Raw genomic sequence first — 19343 nt, forward strand, 5'->3', positions numbered from 1 at the left:
GACTTATGCCTCCTTAATGGGTGCCAGCGCCTGAGCCAGATCGGCAGACGTCAGCGGTCGCAGGGACACCTCAAAGCTGAAGCTCTCAAAACGGGTGCGATAGGAATCGAGCACCTCGGAACCCCAAGAGTTCGAGCCAAGGCCGAGCAACTGGTCGTTGATGTTGACCGTAACCGTGTCGCCCTTGACAAGGTCGTAGACGTGCTTGGCGTTATCGATAGCCTCGCAGCTATAGGGCCATGCCGAGAACGAGAACGGGTTGGAAGCGGCGTCGGCCGGACGAGTCACCAGCACGCCGTCACCGTGGCTCGAGCGCAGGGCAACCCAGCGGGTACCCTCGCGGTTGGCACAGTCCTGAGGCATAACGTAGGGCGTGAACATGTCGTCGACCGTAGTGCGGTAATGACCGACCGGGTTGGCGCGCAGCGAGTCCGGATAGTTCTCGCCCGGGCCGTGGCCATACCACTCGACGGCACGATCGCAACCGGGAACCTCAAAGGAGATGCCGATGCGCGGGATGATATCCGAGTAATCGCCGTAGGGCTCGCCGGAAACCTTGAGGTCGACGCGACCGCTCGGAAGCACGGTGTAGACGAGCTCGACGCGCATGCCGAACGCGCGAACGGGAGGAGCAATACGTTGGCTCACGGTAACGACGACCGCATTGCCGTCCTGCTTCCAAGAAACCTTGCGGGTGGACGTCTGCATCACATCGATGAAGTTGTCCTTCCATAGGGAGTCATATTCCTGGGCGTGGTTGTCGACGAGCGGATGCCAAAAACCAACCTGAGGGCCAGAGGCCATGACGTCGCGGCCGGATGCCTTCCATTCGCTCACGGTGCCGGTTACCTTGCTGAAGGTCAGCTCGCCGTTGAGGGAGTGAATGCGAATCTCCTGCTCGGTCTCCTCGACCGTAAGCTCAGGACGAGTGGGAGCCGCGATGGCCGGCGCCGGATGGTTGGCGATGGCAAACTGGCTTGCGCCCAGTTGGAACATCGGCTCGCACCAGACGTGAGCGGCCATGGTGTAGGCGCGCACGGTCAGCAGGGTCTCGCCTACCGCGGCCTCGTGAATCACTAGCGGAAGCTGGACGGACTCACCGGGGGCAACCGCACCGGGCATGAGCGTCTTGCGGCAGACCACGTCGCCGTCCACCAGGGTCTCGGCCGACAGGCAGACATCCTCGAGGGTGGTAAACCAACGCTTGTTGGTGACGGTCAGCTCGCCCGCCTCGGCATCGTAAGCCATGCGAACCGGGCAGATGACCTGGCCATACTCAGTGAGGCCCGGGCTCGGCTGCTGCCAGGGGAACACCATGCCATCGATGCAGAAGTTGCTGTTGTTGGGGTAATCGCCGTTGTCGCCACCATACATATCGTAGGCAACGCCGTCCTCGGTCACAGCAGCCAAACCGTGGTCACACCATTCCCAGATAAACTGGCCTTGGATGCAATCCCAGCGATCGAAGACCTCCTGGTACTCGGACAGGCCTCCGGGACCATTACCCATGGAGTGGCCGTACTCGCAGTTGATGCGCGGCTTGGGGAACGGATGCTCACCAAAGTCGTTCATCTGCGACACACGGGAGTACATCGTGGAAATGACATCGACGGTATCGGCGTTGCGGTCCTCCTCGTAGTGGACCGGACGACCATCGAGCTCGTGAGCCTTGGCGTACATCGCGCGGATGTTGCAGCCATAGCCGCTCTCGTTGCCCATCGACCACATAATGATGCAGGCGTGGTTGCGCTCCTGCATCACCAGGCGCTCAATACGGTCGACGTAGGCCGGCTCCCATGCCGGGTCGTCGGTGACCAGGGCGATATTGCCGATATTCTCGAAGCCGTGGCTCTCCATATCGGTCTCGGCGACCAGCATGATGCCGTACTCGTCGCACAGCTCGTAGAAGCGCGGGTCGTTGGCGTAGTGGGACGTGCGCACCGCGTTGATGTTGTGCTGCTTCATGAGCTCCAGGTCGCGGCGCATGCGCTCGAGGCCCACGGCGCGGCCCTTGTGATCGTCGTGATCGTGGCGGTTGACGCCATGCATCTTAAAGTAAGTGCCGTTGAGGTAGATATGATTGCCCTCGACCGTCACCTCGGCAAGACCCTGGCGATGCGGGACGTACTCGCTGACCTCGTCGCCGTCGTAGACCTCAAACGTCAGGTCATAGAGGAAGGGGTCCTCGGGATTCCAGAAGTGGGCATCGGTCACGCTGCACTCGGCATGGCCGTCGACGCACTCACCCGTAGCCACCACGCTCCCGCCATCGCTGAGCGTATACACAACGCGGGTAGCGCCCTCGGCAACCGTATCGAGCGTAATCAGAGCGGTATCGCCCTCGCGGTGCGTGCGGAACCTAAAGTCGACCAGATGCGCGGCGGGACGCTGCATAAGGTACACATCGCGGAAGATGCCCGAGGCCCACCACATGTCCTGATCCTCGATATAGCTGCCATCGCTGTACTGCAGGACCTTGACAGCAAACAGGTTGTCGCCCTCGACGAGCGCGTCGGTCACGTCGAACTCGGCAGACAGGCGCGAACCCTTGGTCATGCCGATAAACTGACCGTTGACGTACAGCTCGCCATAGCTCTCGATGCCGTCGAAGCGAATGATCTCGCGAGCGCCGGCGGGAACAGCGGGAAGATTGACGATACGCTGGTACACGCCCGTGGGGTCATCGGAGGGAACGAATGGCTGGTCCACCGGGAACGGGAAACCCTCGTCGGTGTAGGCAAGGTTGCCATAGCCGTCTACCTGCCACAGGTGCGGAACCTCCACGTGATCCCACTCGGGCTCGTACGTGGAGAGCTCCTCGTTGGAGACGGCAGCGGGTCCCTCAAAGAGGCGGAACTGCCACGAGCCGGACAGCTGGACAAACCCGTGCGACAGCTCGCGGCTGTACGATGCAGCGAGATCGGCGGTCTCGTAACCCATAAAGTACGCATGGGGTGCCAGGCGGTTCCTGTGGGTGAGCGCTTGGTTTTCCCAATCGTTAATGGCGTCCATGGTGATGCTCCTTCGTCATCGTAGTGATTCTTGTGCAACCGGTTGTCCTTATCTTACGGGCGATGCAAAAAGCTGTGCAACCGGTTGTCCGCTGAACGGTCGATTTGGCCGGATTAACGGTGCAACCGGTTGTACAACCGCGGCACTTATGTCACCCTGAGTATCGAAACTCGGCGCAAGACATCGTTCTCAAGCTCGTAGACAACCGCCACGCCCGCTAATATCTCACCCACACGAGACGTATTCGATTTCGGCTTGGTTGCAAAACGACACCGGTCACCGGATATCATGAACGCTGTTCAGGCGCACTATAGTAAGCTGTATCCGCACCAGCCCGTATCAGTGAAACATCGACCGCATTTTCCAGGAGACGCCATGACCCAGCCAGTTCGCACCGCACCTACGCTTGCCGAGGTTGCCGCAGCTGCCGGCGTGTCGCGCTCCACGGCATCACGTGCCCTCAACGATTCGCCCCGCATTAGCGAGGAAACCAAAAAGCGCGTCCGCGCGGCGGCCAAGAAAGTCAATTTTGTCCCCAACGCTCGTGGCCGAGCGCTCGCTGTCGGGCGCACGGAAATCATCGCCGTGCTCGTGACCGAGCCCCTGAGTGAACTCTTCAGCGACCCCACCTATAGCGAGTTTTTGAGCGGCATTACCGAGGAACTGTCGGAGTCGTCCTATCTGTCCGTTATCTTGCAGGCGTCTTCTACGCATGAGCGCAACCGCGCACGCGAGCACTTTGAGCGACGCTCGTTTGACGCCGTGATCGACGTCTCCCCCTACAAAGGCAGCGAGTTGCTCGAGGTGCTGCGCGAGCTGGGCGTACCCACCGTGTTGTGCGGCCAGCTCGAGGGCCACCCCTATCGCGACGTGTTCTCGACGGTCTACTCTGACGACGAAGAGGGCGGACACTTTGCGGCACTCGCCATGAAGAAGCGCGGGCGCAAAGATATCGTCGCCGTGTTGGGACCGCAAGACAACCCCGCTGTTGTCGACCGCCTGCGCGGCTACCGCGCCGTCTTGGGCGAAGATCTCCCAGACGCAAACGTTATCTATACCGGCTGGAACAGCGGAGACGGCTATCAGGCCATACACCAGATCCTCGCGCGCGAGATGGCTTTCGATGGCGTGCTCTGCGGATCGGACCGTATCGCGGCTGGCGTCATCACCGCACTCAACGAGGCAGGCCTATCCGTTCCGGCGGACGTTTCTGTCGTCGGCTTCGACGATCACGAGATTGCGACGCGCTGCGTCCCCGCGCTCACGACCGTCCGCCAGCCCCTGCGCGAAGAAGGCCACATGGCCGCCAACATCGCGCTCGATATGATCAAGGGTGCCGAGCCCACCACCTCCGTGATGCACATGCAGCTAATCCAGAGAGACTCGCTATAAGAAACTGGGGCAGGCTTTCCGCCAGACAGTTGTTGCGGAAAGTCTATCCCGTTTTGAGCGCTCATTCTGGGGCACAGTTTCCGTTAGACAGCTCAACCGGAAACTATGCCCCATTATTTTGCCGAATTCTGGGTCGCACTTTCCCAGAGGACCCCCTTTGGGAAAGCGCGACCCGTTCTGGACGCAGATTCCGGGACGCACTTTCCGCGACGCCCGGTCATCCCATGCCCTCACAATCTCGGCGTATAAAAAACGAGGGAAGGCACACGTCCTTCCCTCGTTGCGGGCAATATATAGCCGCTCGCCTACATCAGGCGCAGGCTGACGTCCTTGAGCTGGGCGCCGCTAACGGCACTCGGGGCGCCCGACATGAGGTCGGAGCCGCTGGCCGTCTTGGGGAACGCCATGACGTCGCGGATGGAGTCGGAACCGGTGAGCAGCATGCACACGCGGTCCAGGCCCAGAGCGAAACCGCCCATCGGGGGCGCACCAAACTTAAGCGCCTCCATGAGGAAGCCAAACTGAGACTCGGCGCGCTCCTCGGTAAAGCCCAGGAGCTTGAGCATGGACATCTGCATCTCGGCGTTGTGGATACGCATACCGCCGCCGCCGGCCTCAAAGCCGTCCATGACAAAGTCGTAGGTGCACGAACCGGCTGCCAGCGGATCGGCCTCGATCTTGGCGATGTCGGTCTCGGTCGGCAGAGTGAACGGCTGGTGCTCGGCAGCATAGGCCTTGCGATCCTCGTCCCAATGGAACAGCGGGAAGTTGACGACCCACAGGAAGTCGTGGCCCTCGCGCTTGATCTCGAGTGCGTTGGCCATGTGGGAACGCATGCCGCCCAGGATCTCGTCAGAGAGCAGGCGCGGGCCGGCGGCGAACATCACAAGGTCGCCGGGCTCGACGTCCATGCGCTCGCGCAGAGCGGCCATCTCCTCGTCCGAGAAGAACTTGACGATGGGGCTGTTGATGGAGCCGTCCTCGCGGAAGGCGATCCATGCCAGGCCCTTGGCGCCAAACGTGGAAGCCACGCCGGCGAGCTTATCGATCTTGGCACGTGCCCAGACGCCGGCGCCCTTGGCGTTGATGGCCTTGACGACAGAGCCCTCCTCGTTCGCAGCGGTCGCGAAGACCTTGAACTTGGAGTTGGCAAAGATGTCGGTCAGGTCGACCAGGTGCATGCCGTAGCGGGTATCGGGCTTGTCGGAGCCATAGGTGTCCATGGCCTCCCAGTAGTCCATGCGACGCAGCGGCGTGGGCATCTCAACACCCATGCGGCCGAAAGCATCGGACAGAACCTCCTCGAGAGCGCTCATGACATCGTTCTGATCCACGAAGGACATCTCGATATCGACCTGAGTGAACTCAGGCTGACGGTCGGCGCGCAGATCCTCGTCGCGGAAGCACTTGGCAACCTGGTAGTAGCGCTCGACGCCACCGACCATAAGCAGCTGCTTCAGAAGCTGCGGGGACTGCGGCAGGGCGTAGAAGTTGCCCGGCTGGATGCGGCTGGGGACGATGAAGTCGCGGGCGCCCTCGGGCGTGGACTTGAACAGGGAGGGCGTCTCGACCTCCATGAACTCACGGTTGTGCAGCGCCTCGCGAATGGCAAAGGTAAAGTCGGAGCGCAGCTTGAGGTTGGCCATCATCTCGGGACGGCGGAGGTCCAGATAGCGATAGCGCAGGCGGGTGTCCTCGCTGGTCTCGATGCCGTCCTCGATCTGGAACGGCGGGGTGACGGACGTGTTGAGCACCTCGGCGTGGTCGGTCAGGACCTCGATCTCGCCGGTCGCGAGCTTGGTGTTGGTGGTCTCCTCGCCACGGGAGCGCACGACGCCGTGGATCTTGATGGGCCACTCGGGACGCATGGTCTCGGCGATCTTAAAGGCGTCGCCGTCGGAGTGCTCGGGGTCGAAGGTGAGCTGCGTGATACCCTCGCGGTCGCGAAGATCGCAGAAGATAAGGCCGCCGTGGTCGCGGCGACGGCTCACCCAACCGGTGAGGGTGACCTCTTCGCCCACGTTCTCGCGGCGAAGCTCGCCGCAGGTACGGGTGTGCATGGAATGCTCGTCGATGGGACGGGTCTGGCTCATACCAGTGATCCTCCTTTATGGATCTGTGCCGCCCCGTGTCGTTCCGGGCGGCGTCGTACAGATTTGCCCAGCCTGCGTAAACCGCGCAGCCAGACATGGCGTTCTATCTTATCGCACCTGTGTCGATGTGCCACGAAAAAGTAGCTCCTGCCCAAAGACTTGACGGAGACGAAACAATTGACGCACCGTGGCCGTCGCCAACGCGCGCTACGTGCGACAATGTGCCCCAATACAACTGCACTCGGAAAGGCCCGCCATGACTGCACGCCTCATCGTTATGGATATCGACTCCACCCTCATCAACCAGGAGGTCATCGACCTGTTGGGCGAGGAAGCCGGCGTGGGCGAGCAAGTGGCGCAGATCACCGAGCGCGCCATGCGCGGCGAGCTCGACTTTAAGCAGGCGCTCGAGGAGCGCGTGGGGCTGCTTGCCGGCTTGGATGAGAGCGTGTTCGAGCGCACCTTTGAGCGCGTGACGTTTACCCCCGGCGCGCTGGAGCTTGTGCGCTCGGCGCACGGCAAGGGTTGGAAGGTCGGCGTGGTGAGCGGCGGCTTCCACGAGGTCGCCGACAAGATCGTGGCTGCCGCGGGTATCGACTTTTGCCTGGCCAATCGTCTGGAGGTCGTGGACGGCAAGCTCACCGGTAAGCTGGCGGCAGACATCGTGACCAAGGAGTCCAAGCTCATCCAGCTGCTGGACTGGGCAGTTGAGTGCGGCGTCGACATGGCCCACACGGTCGCTATTGGCGACGGTGCAAACGACATCCCCATGATCCAGGCCGCAGGCACGGGCATCGCGTTTTGCGCCAAGCCCAAGACGCGCGAGGCGGCCCCGTTTACCATCGACGAGCGCAACCTGATGCTCGCCATGGACATCATCCTGCGCGACTAGCCGATCTGTCTAACAACTGAATCAGTCTGTCCTATAGTTTCCGAACAATTTTGTCTTAGTGTTCGGAAACATACCCTTTGAGTGCTAGACTTTGCGCCGTCGAAGGGAACATATATGGATAAGCGAGATCTTGAGCAGCTGTTGAGCGATGTTGCCGGCGGATCAGTCACCCCGGCGGTCGCCCTCACGCGCATCCAGACGGCTCCGACCGCCGATTTGGGCTTTGCGCAGCTCGATCTTTCGCGCGGAGTGCGCCAGGGAGCCGGCGAGGTTGTCTACGGTGCCGGTAAAACCGCCGAGCAAATTGCCGCCATTATCGAAGCACTGCGCGATGCCGGCCAGGAGCGCATCCTGGTCACACGCTTGGATGCCGAAAAAGCTGCGCGCACCGCTGAGCTTCTCGGCAACGGCATCGACCTGGGATATGTCCCGGACGCCCAGCTCGCCCTGGTGGGTGGCAAGCCCTCCCCTACCGGCAACGGACGCATCGTCGTCGCCTGCGCCGGCACGAGCGACTTGCCCGTCGCCGAAGAGGCGGCACTGACGGCCGAGTTCTACGGCAACGAGGTCGATCGCCTCTACGACGTGGGTGTCGCCGGCCTGCACCGCCTGCTCGCTCATGCCGAGGAACTCGCCCAGGCGCAGGTGGTCATCGCCATCGCCGGCATGGAGGGCGCCCTGGCGAGCGTTATCGGCGGTCTGGTGAGCTGTCCGGTCATCGCCGTTCCCACCAGCGTGGGCTATGGCGCGAGCTTTGGCGGCGTGGCCGCACTGCTCACCATGCTCAACTCCTGCGCCAGCGGCGTTTCGGTTGTCAACATCGACAACGGCTTTGGTGCCGCCTACCAGGCAAGTCTTATCAATCATCTGAGCGCTGGTACGCCCTGCGCCCGTTAAGGAGCATTCCATGTCCAACCATCAGCACACGCTTATCATCGACGGCACCTCGGGCATCAGCGGCGACATGACCGTCGCGGCCCTGCTCGACCTGGGCGCCAGCGAGGAGCATCTGCGCGAACAGCTCGCCACGCTTCCGGTCGATGGCTTTGAGATTGCCGTTACACGCGTAAACAAGCATGGCATCGACGCCTGCGACTTTGACGTTCAGCTGGCAGAGGAGCTCGAGAACCACGACCACGACATGGCCTGGCTCTACGGCAACGAAGCGGGCACCGAGCACACACATGAGCATGAGCACCACCATCATGACCATGGCGAACACGAACACGAGCACTGCCACGAGCATGCGCACGAGCACGACCATGAAGGCCACGCCCATGAGCACGAGGGTCATCATCACGCCCACCACCATCGCCACCGTTCTTTGGCGGACGTCACCGCCATCATCGACGGCTCGCAGCTATGCGATGGCGCTAAGCGTCGCGCCCTCGCCATTTTTTCCGTACTCGCCGCTGCCGAGGCCAAGGCCCACGGCAAAACGCCCGAGACCGTCATGTTCCACGAGGTGGGCGCCGTCGACTCCATCGTCGACGTCTGCTCTGTCGCCATCTGCCTCGACGACCTGGGTATTGAGGACATCGTGGTCGAGTCGCTTTCCGAGGGTCACGGCACCATCCGCTGTGCCCACGGCCTCATGCCCATTCCCGTCCCCGCCGTCGTCAACCTATGCCAAGCAGGCAATATCGCCCTCACGCCCGCACCGGTCGCCGGCGAGCTCGTGACGCCCACGGGCGCCGCCATCGTTACCGCGCTGCGTACGTCCGACCAACTGCCCTCACGCTACCACATCGAAGCCGTCGGCTACGGCGCCGGCAAGCGCCCCTACGAGGGTTGCTCCGGTACGCTCCGCTGTCTGCTCGTTCACGCGGACGCATAGCCATGGATGCCCGCAAGGCAAAAAGCCGCGCTGCCATCGTTGCGGCGTTCTCTGAGCTGCTGCGCGAAGAGGACTACGGCAAGATCACCGTCGGCGATATTATCGCTCGCGCCCATGTGGGTCGGGCCACGTTCTACGGCCTCTTCAAGAGCAAAGATGACCTACTATCCGAGCTCGTGAGCGACATCTGCACCCACGCCCTCGACGACGATGGCACGCCGCTCGACGACCCATTCGTGCAGGTCGAGCATATTCTCAACAATCTATGGGAACGTCGCCAGGGCGTTCGAGCCCTCGTAGCCGGCGCCGGCTCACGCGTCTTCGCCGACAGCCTCCGCAAGACCATCATGTCACGAGCAGCCGAAACCGTCCCTACCGACCCAAACGGCCCCGCCGCCACCATGGACCGAAGCTTCCTACTACACCACATAGCCTCAAGCTTCGTAGCCACCGTCCAATGGTGGGCCTGGCACAACTTCCAAGCAGATAAGGCCGACGTAGCTAAAGACTACTTATCAGCCATAAAACCCCTCTTCGGCTAGACAGAACCCTCATCCCAAAGCCCCGCCCCACCCCAAGGCACCACGCATCCCAAAGTGTCAACAACAGTCCAACGCCCCTATCAGCAACAAGCCCCTCCCATCCAAATTCAGATATATATGTTGGGTTGCTTGCACGAACGCAACAAAGACCCCGCAGCCGTCCGCATGGGGTAACTTCCCAGCGCACTCCGCAGGACGCAAAAAGGCTCGCCGCACGAAGTGCGCAGCGAGCCTTTTTGCATGTCCGAGGACGCGCTGGGAAGTTACCCCATGCGGACGGCGGACAACCTATGTAGCTTCGAGCTAGAACATGCCCAAGAAACCATGCACAAACAGCGCAGCCACAATGGCACCGACAAACGGAGCGATGCCGGGAACAAGCAGGCCGTACTTCCAGTTGTTGTCAGCCTTGTTCTTAATCGGCAGCACCTGATAGGCCATGCGAGGACCAAGGTCACGAGCCTGGTTCATGGCGAAGCCGGTGATGCCGCCCATGCCCATGCCAACAGCCCAAACAATCAGACCGACGCAGATAGCGAGCATCAGAACGTTCTCGCCAGCGCGGCTAGCGGCAGCAAGGATGGCGCTGATGAACACGAAGGTGCAGATAGCCTCGCAGAAGAAGTTGCGAGCATAGTTCGTGCCCTCGGTGGTGGGGTTGGTCGAGAAGATGTTGCGCTGAGCAACGGGGTCAACGACGCCCTCGGAAGCCTTGAACTCATCGGCATACATAAGCCAAGCGATTACGGCACCCACAAAGCCGCCGAGCATATCGGCAATCATGAAGGGGATGCAGCTGCTCCACGGCACCAGGCCTACGATGCACTGGGCAAGCACCATGGCGGGGTTCATGCACACGGCGCCGCCAAAGACAAACAGGCAGACCGAGATGCCAAAAGACCAAGTGGTAATGGCAAACATATGGCCGGAGCCCTGATACTTGGTACCCTTGAGCACGGTATCGCAGTGCACGCCCACACCAAAGATGATCATGAGGGCCGTCGCGCCGAATTCGCAGAGGAGTTTGGTAAGCATAAAACCTTATCTTTCTTGTCGGTTATAAACGATTCGTTTAGGCCGTGCGCTAGTGCTGCGCGACGACAACGCCCAGGCCATCGGGAATGACGGCAACCTTGGCATCGGCACCCTTCATCTCAAAGGCGAGCTTGAGCGCCTCCTCGATAGTGTTGACCGGCGTCATGTGCATATCCTTGAGCATCTGGTGATCGCACAGGTCGGTGACCATGATCACAGGGTGATGCGCCAGGATGCGGGCAAAGATCTGGCTCGTCCACTGGTCGGGCAGGGTCTCGTCCTTGGGACGGTCGATGCAGGCGCGCTCAAACTCCGCCGGATCGTTGTCGGCGATGTTGTGATAGAAGCCCTCGCCACCGTGACCGTCGGCACAACCGGCGACATCGATGATCACGCCGCCCTCGGGAAGCGTAGCCTCGGCAGAGCACATGCCCTTCACGGCCTGATAGATGTTCTGGTCGAGCGGGTAGCCGCCGTTGGTGGTGATCGCAACCTCGCACTCGACGGGCTCAACGCCGGCAAGGCTCTTCACGAACTCGCAGCCAGCCTCGTGCGCCTTGTGGATGTCACCGGCAAAAGAACCGATGACCTCGTGCTTGCCGTTGAGCACCACGTTAAGCACAAAGGCAAGGTGAGCCATCTCGGCAGCGGCAAACATATCCTCGCTCACGTGGTTGTGGCACAGGTTGCCGGCACGCGAATGGGAATCGTTCACAAACTGACCGTTGTGGTTGTACATGATGGTCTTGTAGCTGGCGATGCCAGGCAGGACGGACTTGCGGCTACCAGAGAAACCGGCAAAGAAGTGCGGCTCAATGAAGCCCTCTGCAAGCAGCAGGTCACAATCGGCAGCGATCTTGTTGATGATGCACTCGCCACCAGAAGGCAGGGTACCGATCTTTTTCATCATGCTGTCGTCAGTCGCGACGTGCATAACGATTTCCTCGTTGGCAACGATCTCCTCGCCATACTTGTTGACGAGCTCCTCGTGCGTCGACGGACGGTGCATACCCGTAGCAACCAGAATGCGAACGCGAGCCTCCGGCGCAGCGGAGTGGATGTGATGCAGCAGAATAGGCATCGTCACACGCGAGGGAACGGGACGCGTATGATCGGAGCTAATGATGACGATATCCTTCTTGCCAGCACAAAGCTCCTCGAGCGAAGGCGAGCCATAAGGGTTGGCAAGCGACTCCTCTACTAGCTCTTCCTGCGATTTCGTGGTCTTAAACTCGTTTTGATGACCCTCCATCACACCAGCGAAGTTCTTATCCTCGAGCTCTAGATGCAACGTCTTGTGGTCAAACGGTAGTTCACATTCAAACAATGACGAGCGCCCTCTTCCTTTCAACTGACACACTAGTTAAACCGTTGGAAGGATACGCCGCTCACCGAAAAACACCACCGTCCACCGACTCATTAACACAACGTTCATATTTGACCCACAACAAAACGGCCGCAATCCCAAAGGGAACCGCGGCCTCCTGCCAAAGACACTATAGACAGGATGATTTACGCAGCGCCGAGGCAAACATCTACCCCGAGACGTTCGCACGTAAGCTATTTTGCATAAATGCGTTAATTAATTGCATAAAATGGCGCATGGGTTTCTAGCCGTAACAGGGTGGTACCCTCCGGAGCGTGCATTTTTGCGAGTATTCAGCATCGCGAGATAAGATTTTGGTGTCAAAAGTCTTTCAAAAGGTAGATAGTCCTCATAACTCGACCCATCTGGATAGCATGCGGCGAGAAACCAGCCATATATGAACATCGCCAAAGCCCAATCGTCGTGCAAAAGCATCAACAGGGGCCGCGAACGTCACCCATAGCCTTATGCACCAATCTTTGGCTGCTGAAAACTCCGTTTTTTGCACGTCGCTCCAAGCACCACCCTCACCCAGCGGCTGATCCGCCGAAGACCGGACATCGCAGGGCCCGCCATCAGTTTACTTTTAGGCACACTCCGCAGGACGCAAGAAGCCCTCGCCGCGCTCCACACTAAGCGCGAAGCGCACTTTATTCTCATCAGCCTCAATCCCTGAAGACCGAGGACGAAGGGACCCGATAGGTTTCCCTCTGAATGCATTCCGCAGCACGAAGCCCCCTTATCCGCAGCTCCGAAGGAGCAGGATAAGGGGGCTTCAAGTGCGAGGACGCATTCAGAGGGAAACCTATCGGGTCCCGGTGAGAGCCACAGGGCTATCGATTACCCCGTGTTCTGCAATCCTGCCGAGACGCCGGTCACAGTCGAAAGAATCAGGCTCATGTACTCGGCCTTCTTCTCCTCGGCCATCTCGTCCTGGTTCATACGCACCTCGCGAAGGGCGCGGACCTGGGCGATGGACAGGGCGTCGACGTAGGGGTTGCGCACGCGAACGGCGCAGCCGAGCACGCGACGACGCTGCAGCGGCCACTCGTCACCGACGATGGCAAGGACCCACTTACGCGTGAGCTGCATCTCGGTAAAGACCTTCTCGGACAGATCCTGGCGATCGCCCAGGTGCAGATACATCTTGGCAATGCGCTGGTCGGTCTTGGCGATCGACATCTCGATGTTGTCGATAAAGGTGCGGAAGAACGGCCACTCCTGGTAGGCAGCCTTGAGCTGGTCAAGATCGCCCAGCTGCTCGCAGGCGGTGCCCAGACCGTACCAAGCGGCCAGATTGATGCGCGCCTGGCTCCAGCTGAAGATCCACGGAATGGTACGCAGGTCGTCGAGCGACTTGGCACCCAAGCCGCGCTTGGCGGGACGCGAGCCGATCGGCAGCAGACCGACCTCGGTCAACGGCGTCACGGTCGAGAACCACGGCGTAAAGTCCTCGGTGTTCAGCAGGTCCAGATAGCGCTCGTGGCTTGCGGCGTTGAGCTTCTCGGCCATATCCCAGAACTTCTGCGTGGTCTCGGTGTTGGTCTTCTCGACACTCGGGGCCGACTGCAAAAGCGTTGCGGCGGCAACGGACTCAACATGGCGCTGAGCCAGCGTGCGGTTGCCGTAACGGGCAAAGATGACCTCACCCTGCTCGGTGAGCTTAAAGAAGCAGTTGACCGAACCCTTGGGCTGAGCCAGCACGGCCTTGTTGGCCGGGCCGCCGCCACGGCCCACGGCACCGCCGCGACCGTGCATGAGCACCAGATCGATATCGTTCTTCTCGGCCCACTTGGCAATACGCTCCTGTGCGGAGTGCAGCGCGAGCATAGCCGTGGTAGGACCGGCGTCCTTGGAGGAGTCGGAATAGCCCAGCATAACCTCCATGCGGCGGTTGGTCTGGGCAAGGCGCTTCTGCACCACGGGCAGTGTGAGCATCTGGTCGAGCACGTCGACGCAGCCCTCGAGGTCCTCGAGCTGCTCGAACAGCGGGATCACGTCGAGCTCGGGGACATCCTCCTCGTGTGCAAAGGACAGGTGGGCAAGCTCAAAGACGTCGGCCACATGCTGGGCGCTCTTGGTGAACGAGATGATATAGCGGTGCGCCATCTTCTTGCCGTACCGCTTTTGGATGGAGCCGATAGCGCGGAAGGTATCGATGACCTCGCGCGTCATGGGCTGCAGGTCGCCATGGATACCGTTCTCGTGGATATCCTTGAGGGCGCGGGCGTGCACCACGGAGTGCTGACGGAACTCCATCTCGACCATATGGAAGCCGAAGGACTCGACCTGCCAGATGATGGTCTGGACCGGGCCGTAGGCAGCACGGACGGCACCGCAGGCGGCCAGCGAACGCTGAACGACGCGCAGGTCATCCAGGAACTCATCGGCGCTGTGGTACATGGTGTCGGTGATGCGACGCACGGTGGCGTTCAGACGATCGGCCATGACGAGCATGACGGCGCGATGCGGCTCGTGCTCGGAGATCAGCTCGGCACGGGCCGTGTACTGGGTGCTCATCTCGACCTGATGGTTCCACAGGTTGATGAGCTCGGCAGACGGCTTGCTGTAGGTGGCCTCGAGCGTGAGGTTGCGGCCGATGCGGCGGCACTTGTCCTCGAGCTTGAGCACCATGTGGGTAAAGTACTTGGCGGCGACCTCACGGCTCACCTTGGCGGTGACGTTGGGGTTACCGTCGCGGTCGGAACCGATCCAGCTGCCGGGATGGAAGAACGCCGGGCACAGCGGCGGCACGGTACCGGCCTTGTCGCCCAGCACCCAGTCGTCAAAACGACGATAGATGACGGGGATAACGTCGAACAGCGTGTTATCAAAGATGTCGATGATGGTATCGGCTTCCTCGACCGGCGTGGGCTTCTTGAGCGCGATGGGGCTCGTACGCACCAGGGCGTCGATCTCCTGCAGCATATGGCGCTCGTTCTCCACCAGGTCGGAGCCGCCCAAACGCGGACGCTCCTCCAGCAGGTTGGAGATACGGCGAATCTTGCCCTCGACGGCCTTACGACGGGCCTCGGTGGGATGTGCGGTAAAGACAGGGTGGAACTCGAGCTTGCCGAGCAGCTCATTGGCACCCTCGACGCCCATCTCGTTTACCAACTGGTGATAGGCGACGGTGAGTTCGTTGGCGGGATCGACCTCGGTATCGGTCGATGCGCCGGCCTCGCGCTCGCGCAGCTGCGCCACACGGTAGTTCTCCTCCGACAGGTTTGCCAAGTGGAAGAAGCTCGTAAAGGCGCGAACGATGACCTGCTGCTTATCAAGCGGCAGGCTGTCAATCAGATCGACGACTTCGCGAAACGCCACGGCGGTGGGCTCGTCGGCAGTGGGCACGCCCTGTTCGTCAACGGACTCGTCGGCAGCGCGGCTACCGGGGTTGCCAGCATTGGCCACAAACTCGGCTGTCAAAATCTTGTCGAACAGGTCCGCGATCTCGGGATCATACTCGCTAAGCACACGACGTTCCAGGCGCAGGAACAGCGCCAGATTATCGCGCAGCTCCTCGGGGATCTCGATCTCGGCGAGACGCTCCCTGGACTCGGCATTCGAGCCGATTCGGTTAACGAGGCGGTTGACCACGGCAGCGACACGCGCCGCGGCTTCGGGTACAGACTGGTTGCTTAGGTTCTCAGCCACGTTTCCTCCCATTCCTCCTTCTATGCACGTAACATGCGGTATTTATTATAGGCACTCGGCAAAAACTTTCGAAGCTGATTGCGCTTTACCACACAAAAGTATTTTCTGCATTGCAAGGGTTTTTGCCCCAAATGGTCGTATTTCTCGGTGGACGGCATACACAAACGGGGGCATTCCGCATAAATGCGAAACACCCCCGTAACAATCGCTCTCCATGAGCAGGGCACGTTGGCAGGCCCGCAGCTCAAAAAGATGCGCTACAGGCGCTCGCGAACCGCCTCGACAACGTTGGCCAAATCGACCAGCACCTCGTCATGGCTCTCCATGTCGCGCACCTTGACCTTGCCGGCGGCAAGCTCGTCGCCACCCAGGACCAAAATGAGCTTGGCGCCCACCTTGTCGGCCTGCTTAAACTGAGCTTTGAGCGAACGACCCTGGTAGTCGGCCTCGGTCACGATGCCAGCGGCGCGAAGCTCCTGCGTGATGGCAAAGACGTTCTGGCGCAGCTCCTTGCCGGCATTGGCAACGTAGACGCACGGGGCCTCCTCGGCACCCAAGTCGTTACCAAAGGCCTGAAGGGCCAGCAGGGCGCGCTCAAAACCAACAGCGAAGCCGACGCCGGCCGTAGGCTTGCCGCCCTCAAGCTCGACCAGGCCGTCGTAGCGACCGCCGCCACCGATGGAGCCGACACCGGCGCCGGGAGCCTCGACCTCAAAGACGGTACGGGTGTAGTAGTCCAGGCCGCGCACCAGAGTGGGATCCTCGACATACTCGATACCCGCCGCATCCAAATAGCGCTTGACCTGCTCGTGGTGCTCGCGGCACTCATCGCACAGGTTGTCGCCCATCAGCGGTGCATCGGCCATGATCTCGCGGCAGTGGTCGTTCTTGCAGTCGAAGGCGCGCAGCGGATTGAGCTCGGCGCGCTCGCGACACTCGTCGCACATCTCGTCGGCGTGATCGAGGATAAACTGCTTGACCTGCTCGCGATAGGCCGGACGGCACTGAGCATCGCCCATCGAGTTAATAAGCAGGCGAAGCTTGGACAGATCGAAGCCAAGGCGCTTGTAGAACTCCATGAGCATGATGATGCACTCGGCGTCTGCCGCCGGATCGGGAGCGCCGAGCCACTCGATGCCCACCTGGTGGAACTGGCGCAGGCGGCCCTTCTGGGGACGCTCGCCGCGGAACATAGCCTCGGCGTAGTATGCCTTAAACGGCGTGGAGCCCTGGGGCACCAGGTTGTTCTCCACGACGGCGCGCACCACACCGGCCGTGCCCTCGGGACGAAGTGCCAGGCGCTGCTTGGGCTTAAGCTTAGTGTCGGTACCCTCGGTAAAAACGCGCTCCAGGTTGGCGCCGCTAAAGACGCGGAACATCTCCTTACGCACGACGTCGGTCGACTGGCCGATGCCGTGGACAAAGACGTCCACCTGCTCGATCGCGGGCGTTTCGATGGGCTTAAAGCCAAACGGCTCGAATACGCCGGCCGCAATCTGCTGCATCTTTTGCCAAGCGCGCATCTCGGCGCCGATAAGGTCGCGGGTTCCCTCCGCCTTCTGTGCCTGCATGGGCAAACACCTTTCTTTTGTATCGCGTCATAGGTAGTGGACATTATACGGCACAAAGCAGCAACGCGGCGGCGCGTCTGACCGAACGAGGGTATGGGGACTCGTTCGGCCAGATGCGCCGCCGCGGCAGCCGGTCCGTTTTCCTCCGTCCCCTTCGGATCACGCGATCTGTTGGGGACGGAGGAAAACGGATCATTTCGCAGGCCCGTGACCGCCTTGGAAACCGAATGATGGTACGAGCATCCATTCGGCTTCCAGGACAGCCACAGACAGAACGGGGCGAACAGAAAAGAACGACGGACGTCTACTCCCCCGCCACGCTTGCGCGCAACTTGGCGGCGATGGGCTCGGACGCCAGCAAGAACGCCAGCATGATCACCGAGCACGCCAAGCAGACAATCCAGGTGCTCACAAAGGAGCCCGTGGCATCGAACAGCACGCCCGAGACAATGGCACCCACGGTGCCGCCGACCATCTCGAGCGAGGTAATAGTGCCCGTGACTTTGCCCAGGTCGGCCATGCCCGCAGGCTTGAAAGGCAAGATTGGGTGCTACCGGTGGTCGGCGATGTAGCCCAAAGCGACGGCGGCATAAGCCGCGGCGCCAAGGGGAAGCTCAGCATCGTTAAAGCGTGCCTTGGGATGGTGCTGGGCAAAGTGCTCGTCCGTATCGGTCACGGCAGCGCCCACGGTAAAGTACGCACTCGGGATCTCGCTCGAGATAAGCGCGAAGTCCTCGCTCGCCATGGCGTGGAACAGTGGCAAGAAGGCGGACTTGGGCAGCACCGCGCCCACGTAGCCAAGCGACGCCTGCGTCATATCGTCATCGAGTACGAGCGGGGGAACATCCGAGAGCGTCTCGATAGTCGCCGGCGTACGATAGGTCGTGGCAACACCTTTGACGACCTCCGCGATGCGGGTCTTGAGGTGCTCCATGAGCTCGACGTCGAAGCCGCGCAGCGTTCCCTCGAGCACACAAGTGTCGGGGATGACATTTGCGGCCTGACCGCCGGCGAACTTACCGACAGTCAGTGCGACCTCCTTGGCCGCCGGCACCTCGCGGGAGATGAGCTCCTGAAGCGCCAGATGCACATGGACGCCGGCCGTGATGGGGTCGATGCAGATCTCGGGGCTCGAGCCATGGCCACCCTTGCCCTGGAGCGTGATGCGGAAACCGTACACACCCGAGAGCGCCGGGCTGCCGTAGAGCACCAGGCCAAGCGGCGACTGGCTGTTGACATGCATGGCAAAGGCCGCCTGAGGGCGCGGGTTCTCGAGCAAGCCGTCGGCGATGGCAGCGCGTGCTCCCTCAAAGGTCTCCTCGCCCGGCTGGAACAGCAACTTGACGGTAGCGTTGGCCTCCACAAGCTCGGCCTCGCGGGCCTTGAGCAGGCGCGCCGCACCAAGCAGGGCCGTCGCGTGCATATCGTGACCGCAAGCATGCATGCAGCCATTGGTGGATGCAAAGGGCTCGCCGGATTCCTCGACAACGGGAAGGGCATCCATATCGCCTCGGAGCATGACGACCGTTCCGGCCTGCTCGTCCTTGCACGTGCCATTGCCCTGAGCGGCCGCACCGGCACCGATCAGGCCAACGACGCAGGAACCGTCGACTAGCGTGGTATGGGGGATGTCCATCTCGTCCAGACGTGCCTGGATATAGGCAGACGTCTGCGGAAGATTGTTACCCAGCTCGGGCATCTGGTGTAGATCGTGTCGCCATGCAGCGAGCTCGTCTGCAAAAGCCTGAGCTTCTGCGACAAGACCGTCACCGATAGCGGCCTGCGCCGCCGCGGTGGCCTGGGGCGCTGGTTGCGGTTGAAAATCGGACAGAGCTGATGCCATAGAAGCCCTCCAGTAACGTTTTTGCAGCACGCACTTTGATAGCGTAAAGTGCAAGGTACAACTGTAAGGGCATGACATAAAAATGCCGCCCTGGGAGGGCGGCGCA

Annotated in this window: 13 protein-coding genes; 5 read left to right on the forward strand and 8 right to left on the reverse strand. The window is 61.1% G+C overall.

The features are described from left to right. Positions 1–3: 3 nt before the first annotated feature. On the reverse strand, positions 4–3012 hold the full coding sequence (locus tag ABCN01_RS03325) for a glycoside hydrolase family 2 TIM barrel-domain containing protein (protein ID WP_342995909.1): 3009 nt from the start codon (positions 3010–3012) through the stop codon (positions 4–6). Positions 3013–3387: 375 nt separating this feature from the next. On the opposite strand from ABCN01_RS03325, the gene ABCN01_RS03330 reads away from it, so the two are divergent. Next, positions 3388–4404, forward strand: coding sequence for a LacI family DNA-binding transcriptional regulator (locus ABCN01_RS03330; RefSeq protein WP_343014186.1), 1017 nt, complete (start codon positions 3388–3390; stop codon positions 4402–4404). Between the two features lie 305 nt (positions 4405–4709). Here ABCN01_RS03330 and aspS read toward each other — a convergent pair whose 3' ends face one another. Then, positions 4710–6497: an aspartate--tRNA ligase gene (gene aspS, locus ABCN01_RS03335; protein ID WP_342995911.1), complete on the reverse strand. Its 1788-nt coding sequence runs from the start codon at positions 6495–6497 to the stop codon at positions 4710–4712. 256 nt (positions 6498–6753) lie between these two features. On the opposite strand from aspS, the gene serB reads away from it, so the two are divergent. The 4 genes from serB to ABCN01_RS03355 all read left to right on the forward strand — a co-directional run bounded on the left by serB (position 6754) and on the right by ABCN01_RS03355 (position 9768). Further along, a complete protein-coding gene (gene serB / locus ABCN01_RS03340; RefSeq protein ID WP_342995913.1) occupies positions 6754–7389 on the forward strand; it encodes a phosphoserine phosphatase SerB in 636 nt (211 codons plus the stop codon). 114 nt (positions 7390–7503) lie between these two features. Beyond that, the gene (gene larB, locus ABCN01_RS03345) at positions 7504–8286 is read left to right on the forward strand and encodes a nickel pincer cofactor biosynthesis protein LarB (RefSeq protein ID WP_342995914.1); all 783 of its coding nucleotides are present in this window, start codon (positions 7504–7506) and stop codon (positions 8284–8286) included. Between the two features lie 10 nt (positions 8287–8296). After that, a complete protein-coding gene (larC, locus tag ABCN01_RS03350) occupies positions 8297–9226 on the forward strand; it encodes a nickel pincer cofactor biosynthesis protein LarC (protein ID WP_342995916.1) in 930 nt (309 codons plus the stop codon). A 2-nt stretch (positions 9227–9228) separates the two neighbouring features. Next, positions 9229–9768 carry a TetR/AcrR family transcriptional regulator gene (locus ABCN01_RS03355; protein WP_342995917.1) on the forward strand — a complete coding sequence of 180 codons (540 nt, stop codon included), beginning with the start codon at positions 9229–9231 and terminating at the stop codon, positions 9766–9768. Positions 9769–10071: 303 nt separating this feature from the next. On the opposite strand, the gene larD is transcribed toward ABCN01_RS03355, so the two are convergent. The 6 genes from larD to ABCN01_RS03385 form a co-directional block, all read right to left on the reverse strand. Beyond that, positions 10072–10803 (reverse strand): D/L-lactic acid transporter LarD, encoded by a 732-nt coding sequence (gene larD, locus ABCN01_RS03360; protein ID WP_342995918.1) that lies wholly within the window; start codon positions 10801–10803, stop codon positions 10072–10074. Between the two features lie 49 nt (positions 10804–10852). Beyond that, entirely contained in the window at positions 10853–12130 is a 1278-nt protein-coding gene (gene larA, locus ABCN01_RS03365; RefSeq protein ID WP_342995919.1) for a nickel-dependent lactate racemase, read from the reverse strand. 879 nt (positions 12131–13009) lie between these two features. Further along, the gene (locus ABCN01_RS03370) at positions 13010–15823 is read right to left on the reverse strand and encodes a phosphoenolpyruvate carboxylase (RefSeq protein WP_425458725.1); all 2814 of its coding nucleotides are present in this window, start codon (positions 15821–15823) and stop codon (positions 13010–13012) included. A gap of 257 nt (positions 15824–16080) precedes the next feature. After that, positions 16081–17394: a histidine--tRNA ligase gene (gene hisS / locus ABCN01_RS03375; protein WP_342995920.1), complete on the reverse strand. Its 1314-nt coding sequence runs from the start codon at positions 17392–17394 to the stop codon at positions 16081–16083. A 304-nt stretch (positions 17395–17698) separates the two neighbouring features. Further along, the gene (locus ABCN01_RS03380) at positions 17699–17935 is read right to left on the reverse strand and encodes a hypothetical protein (RefSeq protein ID WP_342995921.1); all 237 of its coding nucleotides are present in this window, start codon (positions 17933–17935) and stop codon (positions 17699–17701) included. Positions 17936–17944: 9 nt separating this feature from the next. Then, positions 17945–19237 carry a M20 family metallopeptidase gene (locus tag ABCN01_RS03385; RefSeq protein WP_342995922.1) on the reverse strand — a complete coding sequence of 431 codons (1293 nt, stop codon included), beginning with the start codon at positions 19235–19237 and terminating at the stop codon, positions 17945–17947. Positions 19238–19343: the final 106 nt, after the last annotated feature.

Origin of the sequence: Collinsella aerofaciens (genome assembly GCF_039062365.1) — a bacterium.
Lineage (GTDB): Bacteria > Actinomycetota > Coriobacteriia > Coriobacteriales > Coriobacteriaceae > Collinsella.